Source organism: Janthinobacterium rivuli (genome assembly GCF_009208735.1).
GTDB lineage: Bacteria > Pseudomonadota > Gammaproteobacteria > Burkholderiales > Burkholderiaceae_D > Janthinobacterium.
On record NZ_WFLJ01000016.1, the window covers coordinates 65026 to 90088 of the forward strand.

Sequence of the window (25063 nt, forward strand, 5' to 3'; positions counted from 1 at the left end):
CGAAGTGGCATGCCTGTCGCGCGCCCCTCATCAGGCCAACGTGCGCTTTCCGGGCTTGGCGGCCAGCACGAAGGGAATGGCAAGCGGCCCCAGAAAAGTCACCAGGACGGCATTGACAGCCGTTATTTTCAAGGAGCGCCGTTTGGCAATGAAGAGGCAGGCGAAGGCCGACAAGGACCAGATCAGGGCAGGCAGGTATGCGGTCATCATGAACTCCGAAGGCGCCTGGGAAGGCAGGAAATGCATGCTGACACGGAAAGGAGGTCACCGCAACGGCAAATGCCCGATTTGCCGTTGCGGTGCGAAGCCAAGCGCCCCGCTTTCAGTCGTTCTTAAGACTGCGGGCGGCCCTTGGCCACTGATACGGTCAGTGCTGACCGATCTTCATGATTTTCAGCGCGTTCGTGCCGCCGACCTTGCCCATCGGCTCGCCCCAGGTCAGCACGACGGTGTCGCCCTTGGCCACGACTTTATGTTCCAGCAGCAAGTCTTCCGCCTGTTGCAAGACCTTGTCGCGGTCGGTGCCGGACGTCAGTTCCAGGGTGCTGACGTTGCGGTACAGGGCCAGCTTGCGGCGCGTGCCCACGCTCGGGGTCAGCGCGACGATGGGGATATCGATGTTGCAACGGCTCATCCACAGGGCCGTGGAACCCGATTCCGTCAGGGTGGCGATGGCTTTCACGCGCAGGTGGTGGGCCGTAAACAGCGCGCCGTAGGCGATCGATTGGTCGATGCGCGAGAACGTGGCGTTGAGGAAATCGGCGTCCAGCTTGCAGGTATCCCATTTCTCCGCGTCCAGGCAGATGGCGGCCATCGCTTCCACCGTCTCGATCGGATAGCGGCCCGAGGCCGTTTCCGCCGACGTCATGACGGCATCCGTGCCGTCCAGCACGGCGTTGGCCACGTCGGACACTTCCGCGCGCGTCGGCACGGCGTTGACGATCATCGATTCCATCATCTGCGTGGCCGTGATCGCCAGCTTGTTCGACGCGCGCGCCATCTTGATCATGCGCTTTTGCAGGGCAGGCACGGCCGCATTGCCCACTTCCACGGCCAGGTCGCCACGCGCCACCATGATGCCGTCGGACGCGTCGAGAATTTCTTGCAGCGCAGGAATGGCTTCCGCGCGCTCGATCTTGGCGATCATCATCGGCTTGTGGTCCCACGCTTCGCCGGCGATATTGGCCAGCTGGCGCGCCATGACCATGTCGGTGGCGTTTTTCGGGAACGATACGGCCACGTAATCGGCCTGGAAGCTCATCGCCGTCTTCACGTCTTCCATGTCTTTCGCTGTCAGCGCCGGCGCCGACAGGCCGCCGCCCTGGCGGTTGATGCCCTTGTTGTTCGACAGCTCGCCACCGATCTTCACGGTGGTGTGGATTTCGCTGCCGACGACTTTATCCACCGTCAAGACGATGAGGCCGTCGTTGAGCAGCAGCACGTCGGCCGTGCGCAAGTCGCGCGGCAACTCCTTGTAGTCGAGGCCGCAGCGCTCGATATTGCCCAGCTCGCCGTTCTCTCCCCATTTCGCGTCGAGGATGAACTTGGCGCCGTTTTCCAGGAAAATCTTGCCTTCTTCAAACTTGCCGACGCGAATCTTCGGGCCTTGCAAGTCGGCCATGATGGCCACTTCGCGGCCGCACAGGGCGGCCGCCTCGCGCACCATGCGGGCGCGGTCGATATGGTCTTGCGCCTTGCCATGCGAGAAGTTCAGGCGCACGACGTCGACGCCGGCCTTGAACATGCGGACCAGGGTATCGATATCGTTCGAAGCGGGGCCGATGGTGGAAACGATCTTGGTGGCGCGTTGCTGTACTTGCATGGTCATGGTGTGCTGCTTTCTATAAAGTTCGTGCTGCTACAAGGGCCGGCCTTGTGGGCCGGCCGTCCTGGTGCGCTGGATCAGCGGTACTACGTTCTTACTTGGCCGCCATCAGGGCGACGGTCGTGTCGAGCATGCGGTTCGAGAAACCCCACTCGTTGTCGTACCACGACGACACTTTGACGAGGCGGCCCGAGACCTTGGTCAGGGTCGAATCGAAGTTCGACGAAGCCGGGTTATGGTTGAAATCGATGGAAACGAGCGGTTCCGTCTGGTACGTCAAAATGCCCTTCAGCGCGCCTTCCGACGCCGTTTTCAGCAAGGCGTTGACTTCCTCGACCGTCGTATCGCGCTTGGCGATGAAGGACAGGTCGACCAGCGAGACGTTGATCGTCGGCACGCGCACGGCAAAACCATCGAGCTTGCCATTCAGTTCCGGCAAGACCAGGCCGACGGCCGCCGCCGCGCCCGTCTTGGTGGGGATCATCGAATGCGTGGCCGAGCGGGCGCGGCGCAAGTCTTCATGCATCACATCCGACAGCACCTGGTCGTTCGTGTAGGCGTGCACGGTGGTCATCAGGCCCGATTCGATGCCGATGGCGTCGTTCAGCGGTTTCACCAATGGCGCCAGGCAATTCGTCGTGCATGAAGCGTTGGAAATCACCGTGTCCGAGGCCTTCAGCACGTGCTGATTGACGCCGAACACGATGGTGGCGTCCACGTCCTTGCCGCCCGGTGCGGAAATGATGACTTTCTTCGCTCCGCCCTTCAGGTGCGCCGACGCTTTTTCCTTGGTCGTGAAGAAGCCCGTGCATTCGAGCACGACGTCGACGCCCAGTTCGCCCCAGGGGATCAAGGCCGGATCGCGTTGCGCGAAGACGCGGATGCGGTCGCCATTGACGAGCATATTGTCGCCGTCGATGGTGACGACGCCGGGAAACTTGCCGTGCACCGTGTCGTAGCGCGTCAAATGCGCATTCGACCTGGCGTCGCCCAGGTCATTGATGGCGACGATCTCGATATCCTGCTGCTTGCCGCCTTCATAAAACGCGCGCAAAACATTGCGGCCGATGCGGCCATAGCCATTGATGGCAACTTTGATGGTCATGCTGTCTCCTTGATATTGTTTGAATGACTTACTTAACCACTATTCCTCAACCCTGCCGCGATGCCATTGATCGACAAATGAATGCCCGTGCGCGCCGCCGCATCCTGTTTGCCTTCACGGAAGCGTTTCAACAGCTCCACCTGCACGTGGTTGAGCGGGTCGATGTAAGGGAAACGGTTGCGTATGGAGCGCTGCATCAGCGGATTAGCTTGCTGCAACTCTTCCTGGCCCGTGATCAGCTTCAAGGCGTCCAGGGTGGCCGCGTATTCGGCGCGGATGCGCGTGAAGATGGCGTCGCGCAAGGCCTTGTCCTTGACCAGTTCCGCATACTTGCCGGCAATCGCGATGTCGCTCTTGGCCAGGACCATATCCATGTTCGACAGCAGGGACGTGAAGAAGGGCCAATCCGTGTACATGCCGCGCAGCACGTCCGCACCATCGGCTGGATGGGCGGCCAGGTAGGCTTGCACGGCGGAACCGAAACCGAACCAGCCCGGCAACATCAAACGGCATTGCGCCCAGCTCAAGACCCAGGGAATGGCCCGCAAATCCTCGATGGACGTGGATTTCTTGCGCGACGCGGGACGGCTGCCGATGTTCAACGCGGCAATCTCCGCGATCACCGTCGATTCCCAGAAATACTGTTCGAAGCCGTCCGTGCCATACACGAGGTCGCGGTAGGCGTTCAGGGCCGTGCCGGACAGCTCTTCCATCGCGGCCAGGTGACCCGCGCCAGCCGACGCCTTCGGTTGCAATTGCGCCTGCGGCAGCAGCGTCGACTGGATGGTGGCGGCCACCAGCACTTCCAGGTTGCGGCGCCCCACTTCCGGGTTCGCATACTTGGCCGTGATGACTTCGCCCTGCTCCGTCAGGCGGATTTGTCCCTGCACAGCGCCGGCCGGCTGGGCCAGGATGGCTTCGTAGCTGGGTCCGCCGCCGCGTCCCACGGAACCACCGCGGCCGTGGAACAGGCGCAGCTTGATCTGGTATTCCTTGAAGACCGTCACCAGCTCGATCTCGGCCTTGTAGAGTTCCCAGCCGGAGGTGAGGAAACCGCCGTCCTTGTTGCTGTCCGAGTAACCGAGCATGACTTCCTGCTGGTCCGCGCGCGACGCCAGCAAGCCACGGTAGAACGGCAAGCCGAAGGCGCGCGCCATGATGGCGGGGCCGGCGCGCAAGTCGTCGATGGTTTCGAACAGGGGGATGATGTTGACGTCAACTTCGCGGCTGTCCTGGCGCAGCAAGCCCACTTCTTTCAGCAGCAAAGCCACTTCCAGCAAGTCCGAGACGCTGGCCGCCTTCGAGATGATGCAGTTCGGCACCGATTCGCGGCCGTACTTGACGTGGGCTGCGCGCACGGCGCGGAAGATGTCGAGTTCGGACGTGGTTTCTTCCGAGTATTGCGCATATGGCGACGTCAACAGACGTGGCGACTCCAGCTCGGCCAGCAGCACGGCGATGCGCTGCTCTTCATCGAGGTCCAGGTAGACGAGGCCAGGCTGGGCGCCGGCGAACAGTTCGCCCACGACGCGTTCATGCACGTCGGAATTCTGGCGCAAGTCCAACGGCGCCAGCGAAAAGCCGAAGACCTTGACGGCGCGGCGCAGCTGGCGCAGCCGGCCACGGGCCAGCGCGCGCAAGCCATTGCTGACAAGCGAATGCTGGACCACGTCCAGGTCGGCCAGCAGCTCAGCTGCCGCGGCATACGGCTGCACGCCGTCGGCTTGCTTGCCCTTTCCAGAAAGCACCACGCGCGTGGCTTCCAGCCGCGCATGGATGCCGTGCAAGGCGCGGCGGTACGGCTCGTCGACGCGGTGCGGCGAGGCATCGGCCGAGCGTTCGGCCAGCGCGCGCAGCGGCTCGCTGCAGGCATTGAGTATTTGCGCCAAGGACAGTTGCGAAGCGAGCTTGCGCAATTCACCGAGGTAAAAATCGAGCACCTTGTCGGCTTGCGTCTGCAGGGTGCTGCGCAGGATGTCGGCCGTGACAAACGGGTTGCCGTCGCGGTCGCCGCCTATCCAACTGCCGACTTTCATGAAATTGGGCAATTCCGCATCTTCCCAGCGGGCATCGCGCTGGGCCAGCATGGTTTCCAACGACGAATACAGTTTCGGCAGTTCGCGCAGGATGGTGTGGTCGTAGAACGACAGGCCATTGGCCACTTCATCCATGACGGACAGTTTGCTCGTGCGCAGCAAGCGCGTCTGCCACAGGGTGACGATGCCGCGGCCCAGCGCCTCTTCGTTTTGCTCCGCCTCTTCCGGCGTCATTTGCACGCGGTCGCGCTCACTCAACAGGCGCGCGATGGCCATCTGGCAATTCTGGATACTCTTGCGCTGCACTTCCGTCGGGTGCGCCGTGAAGACGGGGCTGACAAACGCATCTTCAAAGAACGTTTCCAGCGCATCGGCCTTGCCAGCGTCAAACACGTTGCCGACGGCATGGCTGAGGCTACCCTGGCGCGGCGGCGAACCGGCGATCAGATGGGCGCGCGTGCGGCGGATGTGATGTTGGTCTTCCGCGATATTGGCCAGCAGCGAGAAGTAGCTGAAGGCGCGCGTCAATTGCGTGGTTTCTTCCTGCGACAGCGCTTGCAGCGCGTCCGACAGCTGCGCGCGCGCCGCTTCATCATTGTCGCGGCGGAAACGGATGGCCAGCTGGCGCACATGTTCGATGCGCTCGAAGGCGGGGTCGCCCAGGTGGTTGCGGATGGCGTCGCCCAGCAGACGGCCCAGCTGGCGGATATCGCTGCTCAGCAGCTCGTCTTTCACTTCATTCATTTGCATGGTATGTATTTCCTGGGGCGGCCACGGCGGCACCGCACAGATTGCGTAGTACGCGCTTCCCGGCCCGGGAAACGCCCATCGTCGAATTTGTAGTAAATTTACCTTATTGTCTCACCATCCTCTTGATTTTCATCAATAAAATTCATGCTCAAAGGGCTTTACAGGGCATGCGAGCTGTTTGCCAGGGCAACAATATGAAAATTTACTACGCATTTAAGCGAAAGGCAACCAACTTTTGTCTTTCGAGACTGAAAAGTGGCGGCGCAACACACATGCCACGCGCTCTCCTGTATGCTGGCGGCTGAAACAAGGATGTAATCCACATCTTATGAACGATATCCCATGCGACTGACTGCCTATACCGACTACACCCTGCGCACCCTGATGTACCTGGGCGTGCACCGCGACCGCCTCGTGACCATCCAGGACATCGCCGACCTGCATGCGATTTCAAAGAATCACCTGATGAAGGTGGTGCACCAGTTGGGCCTGTCCGGCATCGTGGAAACGGTGCGCGGCAGGAATGGCGGCCTGCGCCTGGCGCGCGACCCGGCCGAGATCAATATCGGCACCGTCGTGCGCGAAACGGAAAATGATTTTTTCATGGCGGAATGTTTCAACAAAGAAAACAATACCTGCCCGCTGACGCCCGATTGCCTGCTGAAGGCCAAGCTGGGCCAGGCCACGGCCGCCTTCCTCGCCGTGCTCGACACCGTGACCCTCGCATCGATACTCGACGCGACGCCGGGCGCGCCGGCGCTGGCGGCGGGCGTGATTCCCCTGCGCATGGCAAAGTAAGCGCGCCAAAAACAACAATGCCCGGCGAACCGGGCATTTTTTACTTCAATTACGAACTAATCCATCAATGCGCGCTGGCACCGGAGGCGCCGATGCCCGTCTCCGAACGCATTTGCTGCGCTTCATAGCCGGCGCGGTCGATGCGCGCGCGGGGGCTCTTGTCGAGCACCGAGAACAGCCAGATGCCGACGAAGCCCGCCGTCATCGAGAACAGCGCCGGCGAGGCATACGGGAACAGCGCTTGGCCATGACCCAGCACGTCGACCCACACGGACTTCGACACCACCGTCAGCGCGACGGCCGTGATCAAGCCCAGGAAGCCGCCGATGGTGGCGCCCCGCGTGGTGCAATCCTTCCACAGCACCGACATGAACAGCACGGGGAAGTTGGCCGAGGCGGCGATGGCAAACGCCAGCGAGACCATGAAGGCGATGTTCTGCTTCTCGAACGCGATACCCAGCACCACGGCGATGATGCCCAGTACGATCGTCGTCACGCGCGACACTTTCAATTCATTGGCGCCCGTCGCCTTGCCCTTCTTGATGACGGTGGCATACAGGTCGTGCGACACGGCCGACGCGCCCGACAGGGTCAAGCCCGCCACGACGGCCAGGATGGTGGCAAACGCGACAGCCGACATGAAGCCGAGGAAGACGTTGCCGCCCACGGCCTTGGCCAGGTGCACGGCCGCCATGTTGTTACCGCCCAGCAGCTTGCCGGCCGCATCCTTGAACTCGGGATTGGTGCTCACCAGCACGATGGCGCCGAAGCCGATGATGAAGGTCAGAATGTAGAAGTAGGCGATCCAGGTGGTGGCCCAGAACACGGATTTGCGCGCTTCCTTGGCGCTCGGCACCGTGAAGAAACGCATGAGGATGTGCGGCAAGCCGGCCGTGCCGAACATCAGCGCCATGCCGAACGAGATGGCCGAGATCGGGTCCTTAATGAAGGAACCGGGGCCCATGATGGCTTCCTTGGTGGCATGCACATCCACCGACTTGGCGAACAGCGCTTCCGGGCTGAAGTTGAACTGCGCCAGCACGGCCACGGCCATGAAGGTGGCGCCGCCCAGCAGCATCACGGCCTTGATGATCTGCACCCAGGTGGTGGCCGTCATGCCGCCAAACAGCACGTAGATCATCATCAAGGTGCCGACCAGGACGACGGCGATCCAGTATTCGAGGCCGAACAGCAGCTTGATCAGCTGGCCCGCGCCCACCATCTGCGCGATCAGGTAGAACGCCACCACCACCAGCGTGCCAGACGCGGAAAAGATGCGGATCGGCGCCTGCTTGAAACGGTAGGCGGCCACGTCGGCAAAGGTGTAGCGGCCCAGGTTGCGCAAGCGCTCGGCCATCAGGAAGGTGATGACGGGCCAGCCGACGAGAAAGCCGATGGCGTAGATCAGACCATCGTAGCCGTTCAGGAAGACGGCGGCGGAAATACCGAGGAAGGAAGCGGCCGACATGTAGTCGCCCGCGATGGCCAGGCCATTCTGGAAGCCCGTGATGCCGCCGCCGGCCGTGTAGAAATCGGACGCGGACTTGGTCTTCTTGGCCGCCCACTTGGTGACGAACAGGGTGAAGATGACGAAGACGGCGAACATGATGATGGCCGTCCAGTTGGTGGGTTGCTTGACGGCCTGGCCCAGGTCGGCGCCGGCCGCGAACACGGCATTGCTGGCGCCCAGCAATGCCAATACGCTCAGGCAGGATGCGCCGCGCGAGGCGAGCTTGGCGGCGTTCATGCTTGCACCCGTGCCTGGATGGCGCTGGTCAGGTCGTCGAATTGCTTGTTGGCACGGCGCACATAGATGCCGGTGATCACCACGGTAAACACGATGACGAACAGGCCGATCGGCATGCCCCAGGTCATGACACCCGTGCCCGTTTTCGTGGCAAGAAATTCCTTGTCGAAAGCGATGAGCAGGATGTAGCCGTAGTACACCAGCATCATCAGGCCCGTCAGGGCCCAGCCGAAGCGCGAGCGCACCTTGACCAACTGATGATAGCTGGGGTCGCCCTTGATTTTTTGAACGAGATCGTCATGCATTGTGTTGCCTCCTGTTATGTAAAAGCTGCTCTGTTGTTTTCGAGCTTGGATTCACAGTACAGCGCGAGGCTTACCCGCCCCTTACGGCAAGGTTTTTTCTCGCCGGGACAACACAAGGCAGGAAAAATCAGTTCAAGGCGGCCGCCGGTCCGAAGAACTCATGGTGCGTCTGCTGTTCCGGCACGCCCAGTTCGCGCAGGTATTGCTTGACGGCCCGCATGAATGGCTGCGGCCCCAGGAAGTAGGCGTCGACGTCGCGCGAGGCCGGCAGCCAGTGCGCCAGCTGTTCTTTATTCAGCAAGCCGACGGCGTCCGGCGCATCCTGCTCGCCGCCATGTTCCGCGTAGCAGTAATAGCGCTGCAATTGCGGGTGCTGCGCGGCCAGTTCGTCGATCTGCGCGCGAAACGCATGCACGCCGTGGTTGCGCGCCGCATGGATGAAATGCACGGGACGCTTGCCGCGCAGGGCCGCCGTCAGCATGGCCAGGGTCGGCGTGATGCCGACGCCGCCGCTGATCAGCACCAGCGGCTTGTCGCTCTGCGTCAGCACGAAGTCGCCCGATGGCGGCGTCAGCTGCACGGTGTCGCCCGCCTGCACCTGGTCGTGGAAGAAATTGGAGACCTTGCCGCCCGCTTCGCGCTTGACGCTGATGCGGTAAGTCTGGCCATTGCTGGCGGCCGACAAGGAATACTGGCGGCGCATGGGCACGCCATCGACCGTGGCCAGCACGCCGATGTACTGGCCCGGCGCAAAGTCGAGCACGGGCTGGCCATCGGCGGGCGCCATCAGGAACGAGGTGATCTCCGCGCTTTCCACCGTCTTACCGCGCACGATAAAGTCGCGCGCGCCGCTCCAGCCGCCCGGCGCGGCGGCCTGCGCCTTGTAGATGCGCCCTTCCTCGCCGGCCAGGATGTCGGCCAGCTGGCCGTAGGCCGCGCCCCAGGCGTCGATGACGGCGTCGCTGGCCACCTCTTCGCCCAGCACTTCGCGGATGGCTTGCAGCAGGCTGGCGCCCACCAGCGGATAGTGCTCGGCACGAATTTGCAGGGCCACGTGCTTGTTGACGATGGTGGCCACCAGGTCGCCCAGGGCCGCAAGCTTGTCGATGTTCTTGGCATACATCAGCACGCCATTGGCCAGCGCGCGCTGCTGGTCGCCGCTGTGCTGGTGCGCCTGGTTAAAGTACGGCAACACTTCGGGATGGTCGCGGAACAGATTCTTGTAGAAGTGGCGCGTCAGCGCTTCGCCGCCCTGCTCGAGGATGGGGACGGTGGCCGTGATGATGGCGCGTTGTTCTTGGGTCAGCATGTGGAACTCCTGTGTCTAGATGGGTAAGCGGTGTCAGGCCAGCGATTCAATGGCCGGATACAGATCGTGATCCTCGCGCCGCATGCGCTGGAACAGCGCTTGCAGCACGGTGTTGGCTTCGCTGCGGAAGGCCTCCGGTTCCGCTTCCAGGCGCACCGGTGTATTCCAGCGGCCGGCGAAATCCAGGTAGGCGCCGGCGATGCCGTGCATTTCGTTTTCGTACTGGCGCCCCAGCTGGGCCACCCTGGCCACGCCGGACGCTTGCGCGGCCGGATACAGGTAGCGCTGCTCGACGGCCAGGTGCAGCTTGATCAAGCCGCTCATGGCGATGATCTGTTCGGCAATGGCCTGCGCCTGCGCGGCGACACCGCCGCGCGCCAGCTGGCGCAAGTCGTCGATGGCGGCCAGGATGGCCAGGTGCTGCTGTTTGAATTTATCGATATTCATGGCGTGTTTCTCTTGTTGAGTGCAGCCAGTGTAGCGGAATTCGCATAAACATGCAAACCATATACATCTTTAAAGTGGCAGGTTTACGGCGGAAATCTGGAACGACATGCGCCACTATGTGCGGCACAGAACACAAGCCACAATCGTGCTTGCCTATAATTTATTCATCACAGCGCGCATCCGTTCACGGCCGCGCCGCACCCTCCACTTCAGCCAAGGATGAGCATGAAAATCAAAGCGGGCACGGGCCAGGCGCAGCAACTGGCCGGCATCATCAACGATCACCACACGGAACTGCTGGACGGCTGGATGGCCGGCCTGATCGCCCGCCTGGTGCGACGCGACAAGATCGCGGAAAACGAGCTGCGCCAGCAGGCATCGCAATTGCTGCCGCTGCTGGCGGGCGCGCTGGCAAGCGGCGACTCGTTCGACCTCGAAGGCGGCGCCTGGGACGACACGCGCCAGCTGCTGGCGGAAATATCGCAATCGCGCGTGCGCCAGGGCTATTCGCCGATCGACACGGCCAGCTTCATGTTCGCGCTGAAGGAACCGCTGTTCGCCTATCTGCGCCAGCAAATCACGGCGCAGCCGGAACAGCTGGGCGACGCCATCGTCAGCACCAGCAAGCTGTTCGACGAACTGGGCCTGCTGACCATCGCCATCTACCAGAAGGCGCGCGAACAGGTGATCCTGCGCCAGCAGCAGGAATTGCTGGAACTGTCCACGCCCGTGGTGCAGCTGTGGCAAAACGTGCTGGCCCTGCCCCTGATCGGCACCCTCGACAGCGCGCGCACGCAGGTGGTGATGGAAAGCCTGCTGCAAAAGATCGTCGACACGGGCGCCCTGATCGCCATCATCGACATCACGGGCGTGCCCACGGTCGACACCCTGGTGGCGCAGCACCTGCTGAAAACCATCGCCGCCGCGCGCCTGATGGGCGCCGACTGCATCATCAGCGGCATCCGCCCGCAGATCGCGCAAACCATCGTGCATCTGGGCGTCAACCTGGAAGACGTCATGACCAAGGCCACCCTGGCCGACGCCTTCGTCGTGGCCCTGAAACGCACGGGCTCCAGCATCACCTACCAGCAGCAACAACACTGAGGCGCCTATGGAAAGAATCCCCATTTTACGTATGGGCCGGCTGCTGCTGGTGACGATCCAGGTGGACATGCATGACCGCCTGGCGATGACCTTGCAGGACGATCTGACCACCCGCATCGTGACGGACCGCGCCACGGGCGTGCTGATCGACATCTCCGCGCTAGACATCGTCGACTCCTTCATCGGCCGCATGATCAGCAACACGGCGGCGATGGCGAAAATCCTCGACGCGCGCACCGTGGTCGTCGGCATGCAGCCGGCCGTCGCCATCACCCTGGTGGAACTGGGGCTGACCCTGGAAGGCGTGAGCACGGCGCTCAACGTGGAACGGGGCATCAAGCTGCTGGAACGGGGCGGCGCATGCGCATGACGGGGGCGCCGTGCTAGGCGCGCAGACTCCGCAGCGGGCGCAGGCCGGGGTGCAGCAGGTGCTGCCCCTGCACAGCGACGAAGACGTCGTGCGGCTGCGCAAGCAGGTGCGCGACAGCATGGTCGCCATGGGCTTTGGCCTGATCGAACAGACCAAGATCATCACGGCGGCCAGCGAACTGGCGCGCAACACCCTGCGCTACGGCGGCGGCGGCGAAGCGCGCATCGCGCGCGTCAGCGACGGCGCGCGCCAGGGCCTGGAACTGCGCTTTGTCGACGCGGGACCGGGCATCGACGATATTCCCCTGGCGCTGACCGATGGCTATACCAGCGGCGGCGGACTGGGACTGGGGCTGGGCGGCGCCAAGCGCCTGGCCGACGCATTTCACATCGACACGGCGCCCGGCGCGGGCACCACCGTCACCATCGCGAAATGGAAGCTGTTTTGAACCACCAGGAACCGCAGCCTGACATTCTCAGGCAAAGAACTTTTCCCATCGGCGAACCGAGCGAGATCGCCGCGGCCCGCCGCGCCGGCAACGAACTGGCGCGCCGCATCGGTTTCGACGACGTGCGCACGGGCCAGCTGGCCATCATCATCAGCGAAGCGGCCACCAACATCGTCAAGCACGCGCAGCGCGGCGAAATCCTGCTGCGCAAGGTGCTGCGCGGCGGCACCAGCGGCATCGAAGTGCTGGCCATCGACAGCGGCCCGGGCATGGCCAACGTGCGCCAGCACATGCAGGATGGCCATTCCACCACGGGCACCTACGGCGTGGGACTGGGCGCGATCCGCCGATTGAGCCAGGAATTCGACCTGTACACGGCACCCGGCCAGGGCACGGTGCTGATGATGGTGGTCTGGGGTCCCGACGCCAGCAGCGCCATCCCGGCCAGCCCGAACTGGCAGATCGGCGCCGTCTGCCTGCCGCTGGCCTCGGAACAGGTGTGCGGCGACGCCTGGAACGTCGTCTGCGAAGGCCATGAACTGAGCCTCATGGTGGCCGATGGCCTGGGCCACGGCCCGCTGGCGGCGCGCGCCTCGGAATGCGCCAGCGCGCTGCTGGAACACGACACGCCGGGCCTGCCGCCCCTGCCCGCCCCCTTCATCGCACTGGCCCACGGCGCCCTGCGCGCCACGCGCGGCGCGGCCCTGGCGGTGGCGCATATCGACAGCGCCTCCCGCCAATTGCGCTATGCGGGCGTGGGCAACATCGCCGCCTGCGCCTTCGACGCGCAGCAGCGCCGGCATCTACTGTCGCATAACGGCATCGTCGGCAGCAATCTGCGCAAGGTGCAGGAATTCCGCTATCCATGGCAGCCGGGGACGACCTTGATCATGCATAGCGACGGCCTGCACACGCGCTGGGACCTGGAACGCTATCCGGGCCTGGCGCACTGCCACCCCAGCCTCGTCGCCGCCGTGCTGTACCGCGATTTTGCGCGCGGGCGCGACGACGTCACGGTGGTGGTTCTGCGCGAACACGAGGAACAGCGGGCCGCCACCGCGGAAAGGAGCGACACAGCATGACACAACGCATATTGACGGCGCATATCGGCAGCGAACTCGATGTGGTGGGCGCACGCCAGCGCGCGCGGCAGATCGCCGCCCTGTGCGGCTTCGGCGTGCAGGACCAGGTGCGCATCGCCACGGCCGTGTCGGAACTGGCGCGCAACGTCTACAACTACGCCGGCAGCGGCAAGGTGCATTTCGCCATCGATGGCCAGACGGCGCCGCAGGTGCTCAGCATCCGCATCGAGGACCAGGGCCCCGGCATCGCGCATCTCGACAAGATATTGGCCGGCACCTACCGTTCGCCGACGGGCATGGGACTGGGCATCCTGGGCGCGCAGCGCCTGATGGACCGCTGCCATATCCGCAGCGCGCCGGGCGACGGCACGCAGATCACGCTGCACAAGCTGTTCCCGCGCGACGCGCCCCTGCTCGACGGAAGCATGGTCGGCGCGCTGTCCGGCAGCCTGCAGGCGCTGCCGCCGGACATCACGCTGTCGGAAGTGCAGCAGCAGAACCGCGAACTGCTGAGCACTCTGGCCGAACTGAAGACGCGCCAGGACGACCTGCTGCAGCTGACGCGCGAACTGGAAGACACCAACCGGGGCGTGGTGGCGCTGTTCGCTGAACTCGATGAAAAGGCCGACCACCTGCGCCGCGCCGACCAGATGAAATCGCGCTTCCTGTCGAACATGAGCCATGAATTCCGCACGCCGCTCAGCTCCATCCGCGCCCTGTCCAAGCTGCTGCTCGACCGCATCGACGGCGAGCTGTCCGAGGAACAGGAAAAGCAGGTGCTGTTCATCCTGCAAAGCGCCGTCAGCCTGAGCGACCTGGTGAACGACCTGCTGGACTTGGCCAAGATCGAGGCGGGCAAGGTCGACGTGCACGCCAACAGCTTCCAGGTGGCCGACCTGTTCAGCGCATTGCGCGGCATGCTGCGTCCGCTGCTCGTGTCCGACACGCTCACGCTCACCTTCATCGATCCCGATCCGGCGCTGCACATCCACACGGATGAAGGCAAGCTGTCGCAAATCCTGCGCAACTTCATCTCCAACGCCCTGAAGTTCACCGAGGCCGGGGCCATCGTCGTCAGCGCCACGCCACTGCCGGAGCAGGACGCGATCCGCTTTTCCGTCTCCGACACGGGCCTGGGCATCGATGCCGAGGACGTGCAGCTGATCTTCGAGGAATTCAGCCAGGTGGAAAACCACATGCAGCGCAAGGTCAAGGGCACGGGCCTGGGCCTGCCCCTGTGCCGCAACCTGGCCACGCTGCTCAATGGCACGGTGAGCGTGGAAAGCACGCCGGGCCACGGCTCGCTGTTTTCCGTCGTCCTGCCCGCCAGCTACCATGCGCCCGAGGGCAGCCTGCCGCCAAGCGCGCCGGCCAACGACAATGGCAACGACCAGCGCATACCCGTGCTGGTGGTGGAAGACAATCCGCCCGTGCGCCTGCTGTATGAAAAATTCCTGGCCGGCAGCGAGTTTCGCGTGGTTCCCGCGCGCAGCGTGCGCGAGGCGCAGGAACGCTGGGAACAGCAGCGCCCCGCCGCCGTCATCCTCGACATCCTGCTGCACGGCGAAACGGCCTGGCACTGGCTGGCCGAACTGAAAAACGATCCGCTGCGGCGCCAGGTGCCCGTCATCGTCGCCACCGAGATCGACGACGTGCGCAAGGGCCTGGCCCTTGGCGCCGACGCCTACTACGTCAAGCCGCTGTCGCGCCAGCAATTGCTGGCGACCCTGCGCGCGCTGATCGGCAACCAACACCACCGGCAAGAGCCGGTTCCGCCGCAAGGCACAACCACCTGGGACAATGCGCATGCTACCGGATAACAACAGCGATGCTCTGATCCTGAACGTCGATGACAGCGATGGCGCTCGCTACGCCAAATCGCGCATCCTCCAACGCGCCGGCTTCAAGGTCATCGAAGCGTCGAACGGCGGCGACGCGTTGCTGCGCGCCCGCCAGGACCGCCCCAACCTGATCCTGCTCGACGTCAAGCTGCCCGACATCAATGGCCTGGAAGTGTGCCGCCAGTTGAAGGGCGGCGCCGAGACCAACACCATCCTGGTGCTGCAGACGTCCGCGTCGTGCATCGGCACGGCCGACAAGATCCGCGCCCTCGATGGCGGCGCCGACAATTACCTGGTCGAGCCGATCGAGGCCGATGAACTGATCGCCAACGTCAAGGCGCTGCTGCGCCTGGGCCGGGTCGAGCGCGCGCTGCGCGACGTGGACCGCCGCAAGGACGAATTCCTGGCCACCCTGGCGCACGAACTGCGCAACCCGCTGGGCCCCATCCGCACGGCGCTGGCCCTGCTGTGCAAGCTAGACCCCGTCGTGCCGGCCGTGCAGGACAATGCTCGCCGCACCATCGCCCGCCACACGGACCACCTGGTGCGCCTGGTGGACGACCTGCTCGACGTGTCGCGCATTTCGCAGGGCAAGATCTCGCTGCAATGGGAAAGCGTGCGCCTGGACAGCGTCATCCGCAGCGCGCTGGAAACGAGTTCGCACAGCGTCGAAGCGCGCGGCCACGCGCTGGACGTCAACCTGCCCCAGGAAGAACTGTGGGTCTGCGGCGACGCCGTGCGCCTGTCGCAGATCGTCGCCAACCTGCTGCTCAACGCGGCCAAATTCACGGCGCCGGGCGGACGCATCGCCATTTCCGCCGCGCGCGAAGGCGACAACGTGCGCATACGCCTCTGCGACAATGGCATCGGCATCGCCGCCGCCAGCATCGACAGCATCTTCGGCCTGTTCGAGCAAAGCGGCCACTCGCCCGACCGGGTGCAGGACGGCCTGGGCATCGGCCTGTCGCTGGTGCGCAACCTCGTGACCCTGCACGGCGGCCAGGTCAGCGTGCACAGTCCCGGCGTGGGACTGGGCAGCACCTTCGAAGTCCTGCTGCCGCTGGACGCCAACGTGCCGCTGCCGGCCGCGCCGGCGCCGCAGGCGGCCACCGGCGGCAGCCAGCGCATCCTCGTCGTCGACGACAATTGCGATGCGGCCGACACCCTGGCCGAACTGCTGGAAATGTACGGCCACACGGTGCGCACGGCCTACACGGGGGCGCAAGCGACCGAGCGCACCCTAGAATTCAAGCCCGATATCGTCTTTCTCGACATCGGCTTGCCCGACATGAGCGGCTACGAGGTGGCCGTCCAGTTGCGCGGGCTGCCGATCCCGCAGCAATTCCAGCTCGTCGCGCTGACCGGCTACGGCCAGGAACACGACCGCCAGGCGGCGCTGCAGGCCGGGTTCAACGAGCACTTCGCCAAACCCGTCGATTTCGGCAAGCTGGCCAGGCTGGGATTGCATATCGCCCCATGAGCGAGGTTGCGGCTGACTGTCGATCAAGGCGTCGGCTATAATCGGCGGCCGCCTTACCTCTGGAAGCATGACATGACCACCCGCACGCCGCTGCTGCGCATCACCATGATACTGGGCGCCCTGCATGCCCTCCTCGGCTGGCTGCTGCTGCCTGCCCTGCCCGTCGGCCTGGCCGGCTGGCTGCTCGGCGGCGCCGTGTTGCTGGCGTCGACCATGCTCATGCCGATGACCATCTTCGCCCGCGCCGTCACCAGCGACGCGCGCCTGGCCGACCGCCTGAGCTGGGCCGGCTCGCTGTGCATGGGCTTTTTTTCCTCGCTGTTCCTGCTCACCGTGCTGCGCGAACTGCTGATGCTGATCCCCGCCACCCGCCCGCACGCCCAGGCGTCCGCCGTGCTTGTGCTGCTCCTGGCGCTGCTGGCCACCGTCGTCGGCTTCATCAACGCCCGCCGTGTGGCGCGCGTGCGCGACGTCGACGTGCCCATCACCGGCATGCCGCCGGCGCTGCAAAATTTCACCATCGTGCAACTGAGCGACATCCACGTGGGCGCCACCATCAAGCGCGCCTACGTGGAGGCCATCGTCGCGCGCGCCAACGGCCTGCAGGCGGACGTCATCGCCATCACGGGCGACGTGGTCGACGGCACGGTGGCGCAACTGGGCGGCCACACGGCGCCGCTGGGCGGGCTGCGCGCGCGCCACGGCGTGTTTCTCGTGACGGGCAACCATGAATACTATTCGGGCGCCGCGCCGTGGGTGGCGGAATTTCGCCGCCTGGGCTTGCGCGTGCTGATGAACGAGCATGCCATCCTCGAGCACGACGGCGCGCGCCTGGCGCTAGCCGGCGTGACCGACTTCAACGCCGCCGCCTTCGATCCCGCCCAGGCAAGCGACCCGCAAGCGGCCATCGCCGGCGCACCGGCAGACATCCCCCGCATCCTGCTGGCGCATCAGCCGCGCAGCGCAGCGGCGGCCGAAGTGGCCGGCTACGACCTGCAACTGTCCGGCCACACGCACGGGGGACAATTCTGGCCATGGAATCTGTTCGTACCGCTGCAGCAGCCGTATGTCGCCGGCCTGCACCGGCGCGGCCGCCTGTGGATATATGTGAGCCGCGGCACCGGGTACTGGGGTCCGCCCAAGCGCATCGGCGCGCCGGCCGAGATTACGAGAATCAGGCTGGTGGCGCACAGCGGCTGAGCAGGCCTGGGGCATGGCCAGTTTCTTTATCGCTGCGGCAGTCAGACCCTGCCGGCAAACATGGCAATTCCGGCGGCACAGCCTGCGCTGGCCACGACCAGGGTGGCAATCAGCCAACGCCGCACAGATTGTGTCGAGGACGCCAGCTGCTCCGTCCATTTTCTGGCCCACGCCTCCTGCTGCATCGCCAGCGCGGTCAATTGCATTTGCTGCTCGGCAAACGCCAAATGCATCTGCGCCACGGACTGCACCAGCGGCGCCACCTCGGCTTCGTTGAGGCGGGCAACCTCCATGAGCGATGCCGCCACCTGCGTGCCCAGCTCATGGCGCTGCTGCGCCATCATTTCATGCAACTGAATGAAGGATTGCTTGCCGGACTCACCTTGCTGCACCAGTTGTCCCGACAATTTATCCACCGAATCGCGGTGGGCAGTCACCGTGCCCTGTTCCAGCGTATTCTGGACCTGGTGCAGCATGGGTTGCAACGACAGGCGAATTTCGCGCGGCGTCTCTTCGGCCAGCGATTTGAGCGAGCGAATCTGCGTGAGCGCGTCATCCGCACTCATATTGGTGCCCTGGATAATGGCCTGTAAATCTTCCAGCATCGATTCAAACTGGTTCAACCGTTTGTCCAGCTCTCGGACCGACTTCGTAACAGGCGCCAGCGGTTCCTGCATTACTTTTTGCAATAATTCCTGAAATTCGTGTTCCTGGCGGGCGATATCGTGTTGATTATTCATGGCCTTGGTCAATATGAAGTAAAAGTGAATTAAATGGCGGAGGGTTCGATGTGCAGCAGGACTTGCTTGCGTACGTCCGCAAGCCGTACGGCAGCCAGCAGGCCCAGAAAGCCGGTGACGAAGTTGCCGGCGGTGCAGATCGCCTGTCGCCGCTGTTCCAGCTCAGCGACATACTCCGCGTCGAGCAGCGACGCAAAGCGGCGGCTCTCCACCAGGTCGTTTTCCATCCGCTGTTCAAACAGCTCGCGCGCCTGCGTGTGCTGTGCCAGCTTCTCCTCCAGCAGCTTGATCGGCGCGATGCCGCCATCGGCAAGCCGCTGAAAATCGTCGCGTTTGTAGCGTTGCTCCTCCAGCTCCTCCAGCAGGTGTTCCCGCCAGGCATGAGCGGCGGCCAGCCAGCGTTTGCGGGCAAGCGCCTTGAGTTCCGTCTGGACCTCGTCGATACAGCGCTTGAAGGTCCTGAGATCCCTGGCATAGTCGCTGCCCTCGCCGGTGCTCCAGTATTTGTCCACCCAGTAGGCATTGAGGGTGGAGAGGAAACTGCTGAACGCATCGTCCAGTATGTCGTCGCTGCCGCTGGCGCCATCCTTCAACTCCACACGGCGCCAGAACAGCTGCGTGCCTGACATCCGTGCCGTGTCTGGATGACTGGACACAAATGCCTGCCTCAGGGATGACTTCGCGCGCCGGATCACTGCCTTGAAGCCGTCGACGCTTTCGTATGGATCGCCAGGCGCCGTCGTAGCAAAAACAAAATGCCGCGCTATGTCTTTCGACAAAATCTCGTCCGTCAATGCTTCCTGCGCCTGCGCCAGGCTGGCGCATTGTTTGCCGATATTCTCGGCTGCCAGTTGCGCCTGCCCTTGTTCGTGCTGCGCCCGCCCCAGTACCGCTTGCAGCGCCTCGCTCTCGCCGCGCAGTACTTCCTGGCGTTTTTCCTTCACCCTGGCAATCACCACGTGCGCATCGACGGCAACGCGCAGACGCGCCAATGGCGTGGTCGACGCCTGTATGTCGCTCAGCAACTGCTGCTTGAGTGTCAGCATCATCGGCTGTACCCGCGCATACAGAAGGGGCTCGGCTTCGCGGGCATCGAGCCACGACTGCCCGAACTCGAGCGGGAAAAAGTTCGCCGCGCGCTTGACATCCTCACTCAGCGGTATCGAGCGTTCAATCTGTTCGACCAGGCGCCGCCGGTACAGCGGCACTTCGGCCTCGCCCGCATGCTCGCGCACCATGTCGCGCACCGACTGCGCCGTGAAGGAATAAGTGGTGACAATCCGAAAACGCCGCGGCGCGCTTTGCCAGTCCTCGATGCCCGGCAACGTCAGGCCGCCCCCCTGCAGGAACGACAAGTCATCACCACGCCCCACCAGCAGGATCAGATCGGCCAGTGGCACATATTTGCGGGCCATCGCATGTACATGCTCCTGCTCTGCCGCGTTTGCCGGTTTGTCGCCGGGAAGATCGAGCATGCGCACGCCCGACTGCGCGACATCGGCATCAAAGCATTCCAGCGGGACGAACACGACGCACGGCCCATGCGCGACCAGTTGGCGCATTTCCATCGCCGTTCGCAACCGGCCAAGTTCCGCCTCCATGGCTTGGTCATCGCCGTACCATGCGGTGGCCGTGTCGTTGACTTTCAGTCCCCAGCGCTGATCCGGCGAACGGCGGTATTCCATCGTGGTGGCGGTGGCCGATTGCCCGGCCGCGCGCCCACCCCGCAAGACCCGCGCCACGCGCGGCATGTGCGTCGCCAGCACGCCCATCAACTCCATCAGCAAGGTGGTTTTGCCGACCTGAGTCTTGCCGAAAACGATCACGTAGGCTTCCGCCTGCTGATCCTTGCTGGCCAGGCGGTCACGGATTTCAGGGCTCAGCGATTCGGCAAAGCGCGTATATGCCCGGAAGGCCCAGTCCAGCCGCTCCTGGTCATGCTGTGCCCATGCCGCGCGCACGCCGGACGCTTGTGCCGGCGCCAAGCTGCCCCGGCTCACGCGGCCGCATCCGCATGGAACAGCGCCATCGTATGCCCGGACCGGCCCAGTTCAAACAGCAGGTCACGCTGCAGCGAACGCACATCGGCCAGGGCCTTCGCCAGGCGGTCTTTTTCCATCAGCGCTTCATCCAGGCGGTAACGCGCGCGCAATGACTGTTCCAGCCGGCCCCGCATCTGGCCCATCATCTGATTGAAATGGTGGATAAAATGCTTGTGGTGGTGTTCTTGTATGCTCTGCAACATCGATTGCGACACGAGCCGTGCCTTCTCATCATGGATGCGCGTGGCCTGCATGGCGGAATACGCCAGATACCCCACCGCCACCGCGCCAACCACGGCGGCGCCAACGCCGCCGATGGCGGCACCGGCCGCCGCCGTCCCGCCAGTACCGGTGCCGGCCGCAGCGGCCGAGGCGGACGCCGGATTGAACATGCTCATCAGCGCAGGAATCACATCGACATCGCCATCGCTGAGCACGTCGACGGCAAAGACGGTGGCAATGCTGCGCAAGACCGTCTTGCCCAAGGTCACGCCGTCGCCCAATTGCTGCACCGCCTTTTTCATCATGTCGGCTTGATCGGACGCCTCTGCCGTCTTCAATTCAGGCGTCAGGCCCACCAGCGCGGGCATCATGCTGGCCAGCCGCGCATATTCCAGCGTCAGGGCCGGCAAGAGCTTGATCGCGCTGACGACATCCTTGGTCACCAGCTGGGCCTGCCCCTCCGGCGCCCCCTTCACGCCCAAAATCACCCGCAGATTTTGCTGGTCGTCCTCGTCCGGACGCAGCCAGGCAATCGCTTGCCGCTTTGCATCGACATAGCCCAGTTTTTGCATCGCTGTCGCATCGCTTCCGTGCGCGATGGCGAGCACTTGCTGGCCCTGCTCACCGCGCAGTTTCTTCTGCGTCAGCCCGCCGATCATGTCGGTGTGCTTTTCCAGCACGTCGGCCTGGCCGCCCCACGATGCGCTTACGCTCTGCTCTATGTGCTGGTGGCTTTGCGTGGCCGTTCTGGCGAAGTCCTTGATTTTGTTGACCACACCCTCGTGATCGCTGATCAAGCTGCCTTCGAGCGTCTTCCAGGCCGCACCCAGATGCGCTTGCAGCAATTGATCGACGCCTTCCAGATAGTCCTCGCGCAAGCTATCCCTGGCCTCGTCGAAGGCCTCCAGATAGCTGCGCACTGCCTGCAAGCCCTCATTGCCGCTCTCGCGTTCATGAAAGAGCAGCTTGGTTTTGTTGTGCACCAGTCCCAGAACCGAGGTCAGGTCACGGCTCAGCACCCCTGCCAGACGGCTCAGTTGCGCCTTGCGGTCGCCGCCGCCCGAGCAGGACAGGTCCTGGATCGCCTTGGTCAAAGCTGGCAGCCAGTCTTGACGGTAGTTCTGGTCATCCGCGCCGACGCAAATGATTCTGGTCCCGGCCAAGTCGGCTGGCACCTTGAACACATGGGCCGCCGTATCGCGCAACGCCTGCAGGCGCTCCGGCTTGCCGCGCGCGGCCTCCGTTTTACTGATCACCACCAGGGTTTGCGCGCCACCCAGTTCGCCTTGCAGCATGTCGGTGACGATGTCGAGCTGCTGCTGGTTGGCCATGCGCGTCTCGTCCGTGACGACGATGCAGCCGACCGCACCGACCAGCGCCTGGCGCATCAGTTCCTGCCATGATTTATTCTCGCGGTCCTGCGTCTCGTAGCCAGGCAGCAGCAGCCAGGCCTGGTTCGCCCGGTTGAAATAGCGTTGCGGCACCTTCAGCACGGGCAGCAGCACCTCCATTTCCGGGTCGCATACGGCTTTCTGGAAGGTGGCGACATCGACGTCGTCCTCCACCAGCACGTATTGCCCGTCCTGCCGGCGCAGGCAGCGCAGCGCGCCCTGCACCTCGGTGTGCGACGCATCTTCCAGCACCAGCACGGGCAGCTTCTCGCCCCGGCCTTCGTTAGGCTGCAGCCATTGCGCCGACTCGCCATCGAGCGCATACAGCGAGCGCAGCAGTGTAGTTTTTCCCGCCCCTTGCGAGCCGCCGATCGCCAGGATCGACGTCGTGCCCAGCACTTCGGCAAGCAACAGGCGGCGCATGATCAGCGGCATGTCGGTGCGCAGGCGCTCGTCGTCAATCAACTGACTGGCGCCATGCAATTCGCGTAAGGCAGCGTTCAAATCTTGCAGCAAAATTTCAGGAGAATGCATCGTGAGGACTTTCTATCGACAACGGTTTAAATAACTGCGCTCCAGGCGATGTTGATCCCATACCTATAGTCGCGCGGCAAGCGCATGCGGCGATTCGTGGATGGGATCTGTCAGGAATGGACGGCACCGACAAAAACTTTCTTTTCGGAATGTTTTCATCTTACACAAGCGTAGCGACAGATCGTGTCGCTACCACCCGCCATGTCATGTTATTTGTGAAAAGAAAGTATATTTACAACAATGTGGCGGCTAGCCCAGGCTGCGCTGGGGAGAATGGCCATCACCATGTGGTAGAACAGCTATCAACACCTACTGCGCGTCGTAATTTGCGGTCTGTGATGCTCACTGCCTCGGCGGCCCCGTACTTCGTACAGTTGCGCTTCTCGAGCCAACGGGGGCGCCGAGCCTTCCTTCCGCTCGCTACGATTTTGTCAGGTGTTGTAATCTGGCCGTATCTGCGCGGCGAAATCGCGCTGGCGGAACTGCTCCAGCAAAAAATCGACGAACACGCGCGTCTTCGCGGGCAGCAGCTTCTTGCTGGGATAGTACACGGACAGGGGACCGGAATCGGCATGCCAGCCGGGCAGCAACCGCACCAGGGCGCCGCTGCGCAAATGCGCCAGCGCATGCGGCATGGGCAACAGCGCCACGCCGACACCGAGGATGGCGGCCTGCGCCATCGCTTCCGGGTCGTCGAAGATGGCGCGCGGCCGGCATTCGGCCACGCCTTCGCCGCCCTGGTCATTGCGCAGGATCCAGCTGCGCAACCTGCCGCTGCCGGCCGAGCGACGCGCCACGCCGTCGAACTGCGCCAGCTCCAAAGGGTGGACGGGCATGGTCTTGCCGCGCATGAAGGCGGGCGACGCCGTGGCGACGACGTAGGCGTGGCCCAGTTCGCGCGCCACCACGCCGGGCGTCAGCTCAATGCCGCCGCCGATGGCGACATCGAATCCTTCGCCGATCAAGTCCACTTGCCGGTTATCGAAATGGCAGTCGGGCACCACGCCCGGGTAGCGCGCGATGAACTCGCCCAGCAGGGGCACCACGTAGCTGCGCCCGAACGACGGCGCCATGCTGATTTTCAGGATGCCGGCCGGCTGGCCGCCCTCCTCGGCCACGCCGGCGATCGCTTCGCGCAGGGTGCTCAGGGCGCCGCCTATCTGCTGCAGGAAGCGCTCGCCCCCTTCCGTCAGGGTCAGGCGACGCGTGCTGCGCTGGAACAGCCGCAGTCCCAGGCTCGCTTCCAGGCGCGCCACGTTCTTGCTGACCGCGGCCGGCGTCAGGCCCAGGCGGCGCGCGGCCGCGGAAAAGCTGCCCAGCTCGGCCGCCAGTACGAACGATTGCAAGTGATTGAGTGCATCCATGCGCCTATTCTACCCGCTCATTCGATCCAAATGGTTGAAAGTAATTGTAGCGATTCATGGCTAGCGCGCAGGCAATGAAAGGCAGATACTGGCTTCCTCGACTCCTCATCTAGAAAGCCCATCATGCAAACCGCAAACACCACTTCCCAGTCCTTGCTGAACAAGATCGCCTTCGTCACGGGCGGCTCGCGCGGCATCGGCGCCGCCATCGTGCAGCGCCTGGCGCGCCAGGGCGCCAACGTCGTCTTCACCTATCAAAGCTCCGCCGCCGAAGCGCAGGCACTGGCCGCCAAGGTGGAAGCGGCCGGCGGCAAGGCCCTGGGCGTACAGGCCGATGCGGCCGACGCCAGCGCCCTGACGGCCGCCATCGACAAGGTGGCGGCGCAGTTTGGCCGCGTCGATATCCTCGTCAACAACGCGGGCGTGTTCCTGCCCGGCGCCATCGACGACTTTTCGCTGGCGGATTTCGACAAGACCGTGGCAGTCAACGTGCGCGCCGTGTTCGTCGCCATCAAGGCGGCCGTGGCGCACATGCGGACGGGCGGGCGCATCATCAACATCGGCAGCACGAATGCGCACCGCATGCCGTTCGGCGGCGCGGCCGCCTACGCCATGAGCAAATCGGCGCTGAGCGGCCTGACGCAAGGCCTGTCGCGCGACCTGGGTCCGCGCGGCATCACCATCAACAACGTCGAACCGGGCCCCGTCGCCACGGACATGAATCCGCCCACGGGCGACTTCGCCGACCTGATGCACGGCCTGATGGCCCTGCCCCGCCACGGCACGGCCGATGAAATCGCCGGCATGGTGGCCTACCTGGCCAGCGAGGAAGCGGCCTTCGTCACGGGCGCCGGGCTGAAGATCGATGGCGGCTTCGCGGCATAAAAAAAGGGGCCAGACTTTCCAGTCTGGCCCCAGCCCAT

21 protein-coding genes are annotated in these 25063 nt (G+C 63.9%); 9 read left to right on the forward strand and 12 right to left on the reverse strand.

Features of this window, described 5'->3' with window-relative positions; all coding sequences use genetic code 11:
• Window positions 1–30: 30 nt before the first annotated feature.
• The 4 genes from GCN78_RS20780 to ppc all read right to left on the reverse strand — a co-directional run bounded on the left by GCN78_RS20780 (window position 31) and on the right by ppc (window position 5716).
• The gene (locus GCN78_RS20780; protein WP_152253389.1) at window positions 31–210 is read right to left on the reverse strand and encodes a hypothetical protein; all 180 of its coding nucleotides are present in this window, start codon (window positions 208–210) and stop codon (window positions 31–33) included.
• A 157-nt stretch (window positions 211–367) separates the two neighbouring features.
• Window positions 368–1828 carry a pyruvate kinase gene (pyk, locus tag GCN78_RS20785; protein ID WP_081345659.1) on the reverse strand — a complete coding sequence of 487 codons (1461 nt, stop codon included), beginning with the start codon at window positions 1826–1828 and terminating at the stop codon, window positions 368–370.
• Between the two features lie 91 nt (window positions 1829–1919).
• Entirely contained in the window at window positions 1920–2930 is a 1011-nt protein-coding gene (gene gap / locus GCN78_RS20790) for a type I glyceraldehyde-3-phosphate dehydrogenase (protein WP_152253390.1), read from the reverse strand.
• Window positions 2931–2962: 32 nt separating this feature from the next.
• A complete protein-coding gene (gene ppc / locus GCN78_RS20795) occupies window positions 2963–5716 on the reverse strand; it encodes a phosphoenolpyruvate carboxylase (RefSeq protein ID WP_226939752.1) in 2754 nt (917 codons plus the stop codon).
• Window positions 5717–6058: 342 nt separating this feature from the next.
• Here ppc and GCN78_RS20800 point away from each other — a divergent pair, with 342 nt between their 5' ends.
• Window positions 6059–6514, forward strand: coding sequence for an RrF2 family transcriptional regulator (locus tag GCN78_RS20800; protein ID WP_152253391.1), 456 nt, complete (start codon window positions 6059–6061; stop codon window positions 6512–6514).
• Between the two features lie 64 nt (window positions 6515–6578).
• On the opposite strand, the gene GCN78_RS20805 is transcribed toward GCN78_RS20800, so the two are convergent.
• The 4 genes from GCN78_RS20805 to GCN78_RS20820 form a co-directional block, all read right to left on the reverse strand.
• Window positions 6579–8261: a cation acetate symporter gene (locus tag GCN78_RS20805; RefSeq protein WP_152253392.1), complete on the reverse strand. Its 1683-nt coding sequence runs from the start codon at window positions 8259–8261 to the stop codon at window positions 6579–6581.
• The gene (locus tag GCN78_RS20810) at window positions 8258–8566 is read right to left on the reverse strand and encodes a DUF485 domain-containing protein (protein WP_152253393.1); all 309 of its coding nucleotides are present in this window, start codon (window positions 8564–8566) and stop codon (window positions 8258–8260) included. The genes GCN78_RS20805 and GCN78_RS20810 overlap by 4 nt, the downstream gene beginning before the upstream one ends.
• Before the next feature lie 127 nt (window positions 8567–8693).
• Window positions 8694–9875: an NO-inducible flavohemoprotein gene (gene hmpA, locus GCN78_RS20815; protein WP_152253394.1), complete on the reverse strand. Its 1182-nt coding sequence runs from the start codon at window positions 9873–9875 to the stop codon at window positions 8694–8696.
• Between the two features lie 33 nt (window positions 9876–9908).
• A complete protein-coding gene (locus GCN78_RS20820) occupies window positions 9909–10322 on the reverse strand; it encodes a hemerythrin domain-containing protein (RefSeq protein ID WP_152253395.1) in 414 nt (137 codons plus the stop codon).
• 225 nt (window positions 10323–10547) lie between these two features.
• Between GCN78_RS20820 and GCN78_RS20825 the strand changes: the two genes are divergently transcribed.
• The 7 genes from GCN78_RS20825 to GCN78_RS20855 all read left to right on the forward strand — a co-directional run bounded on the left by GCN78_RS20825 (window position 10548) and on the right by GCN78_RS20855 (window position 17847).
• Window positions 10548–11426, forward strand: coding sequence for an STAS domain-containing protein (locus GCN78_RS20825; RefSeq protein ID WP_152253396.1), 879 nt, complete (start codon window positions 10548–10550; stop codon window positions 11424–11426).
• Between the two features lie 7 nt (window positions 11427–11433).
• The gene (locus GCN78_RS20830; protein ID WP_099667758.1) at window positions 11434–11796 is read left to right on the forward strand and encodes an STAS domain-containing protein; all 363 of its coding nucleotides are present in this window, start codon (window positions 11434–11436) and stop codon (window positions 11794–11796) included.
• Between the two features lie 10 nt (window positions 11797–11806).
• A complete protein-coding gene (locus GCN78_RS20835; RefSeq protein WP_226939753.1) occupies window positions 11807–12244 on the forward strand; it encodes an ATP-binding protein in 438 nt (145 codons plus the stop codon).
• Complete coding sequence (locus tag GCN78_RS20840) at window positions 12241–13326, forward strand: ATP-binding SpoIIE family protein phosphatase (protein ID WP_226939754.1); 1086 nt, start codon at window positions 12241–12243, stop codon at window positions 13324–13326. The genes GCN78_RS20835 and GCN78_RS20840 overlap by 4 nt, the downstream gene beginning before the upstream one ends.
• Window positions 13323–15146 (forward strand): ATP-binding protein, encoded by a 1824-nt coding sequence (locus GCN78_RS20845; RefSeq protein ID WP_152253398.1) that lies wholly within the window; start codon window positions 13323–13325, stop codon window positions 15144–15146. The genes GCN78_RS20840 and GCN78_RS20845 overlap by 4 nt, the downstream gene beginning before the upstream one ends.
• Window positions 15133–16647, forward strand: coding sequence for an ATP-binding response regulator (locus GCN78_RS20850; protein WP_152253399.1), 1515 nt, complete (start codon window positions 15133–15135; stop codon window positions 16645–16647). The genes GCN78_RS20845 and GCN78_RS20850 overlap by 14 nt, the downstream gene beginning before the upstream one ends.
• 72 nt (window positions 16648–16719) lie before the next feature.
• Window positions 16720–17847, forward strand: coding sequence for a metallophosphoesterase (locus GCN78_RS20855; protein ID WP_152253400.1), 1128 nt, complete (start codon window positions 16720–16722; stop codon window positions 17845–17847).
• A 41-nt stretch (window positions 17848–17888) separates the two neighbouring features.
• On the opposite strand, the gene GCN78_RS20860 is transcribed toward GCN78_RS20855, so the two are convergent.
• The 4 genes from GCN78_RS20860 to GCN78_RS20875 all read right to left on the reverse strand — a co-directional run bounded on the left by GCN78_RS20860 (window position 17889) and on the right by GCN78_RS20875 (window position 24140).
• Window positions 17889–18587, reverse strand: coding sequence for a hypothetical protein (locus GCN78_RS20860; protein WP_152253401.1), 699 nt, complete (start codon window positions 18585–18587; stop codon window positions 17889–17891).
• Window positions 18588–18616: 29 nt separating this feature from the next.
• Window positions 18617–20572, reverse strand: coding sequence for a P-loop NTPase family protein (locus GCN78_RS20865; RefSeq protein WP_152253402.1), 1956 nt, complete (start codon window positions 20570–20572; stop codon window positions 18617–18619).
• Window positions 20573–20583: 11 nt separating this feature from the next.
• Window positions 20584–22776: a sugar kinase gene (locus GCN78_RS20870; protein WP_152253403.1), complete on the reverse strand. Its 2193-nt coding sequence runs from the start codon at window positions 22774–22776 to the stop codon at window positions 20584–20586.
• A 431-nt stretch (window positions 22777–23207) separates the two neighbouring features.
• Window positions 23208–24140 (reverse strand): LysR family transcriptional regulator, encoded by a 933-nt coding sequence (locus tag GCN78_RS20875; protein ID WP_152253404.1) that lies wholly within the window; start codon window positions 24138–24140, stop codon window positions 23208–23210.
• A 123-nt stretch (window positions 24141–24263) separates the two neighbouring features.
• Between GCN78_RS20875 and GCN78_RS20880 the strand changes: the two genes are divergently transcribed.
• A complete protein-coding gene (locus GCN78_RS20880) occupies window positions 24264–25025 on the forward strand; it encodes an SDR family oxidoreductase (protein ID WP_152253405.1) in 762 nt (253 codons plus the stop codon).
• Window positions 25026–25063: the final 38 nt, after the last annotated feature.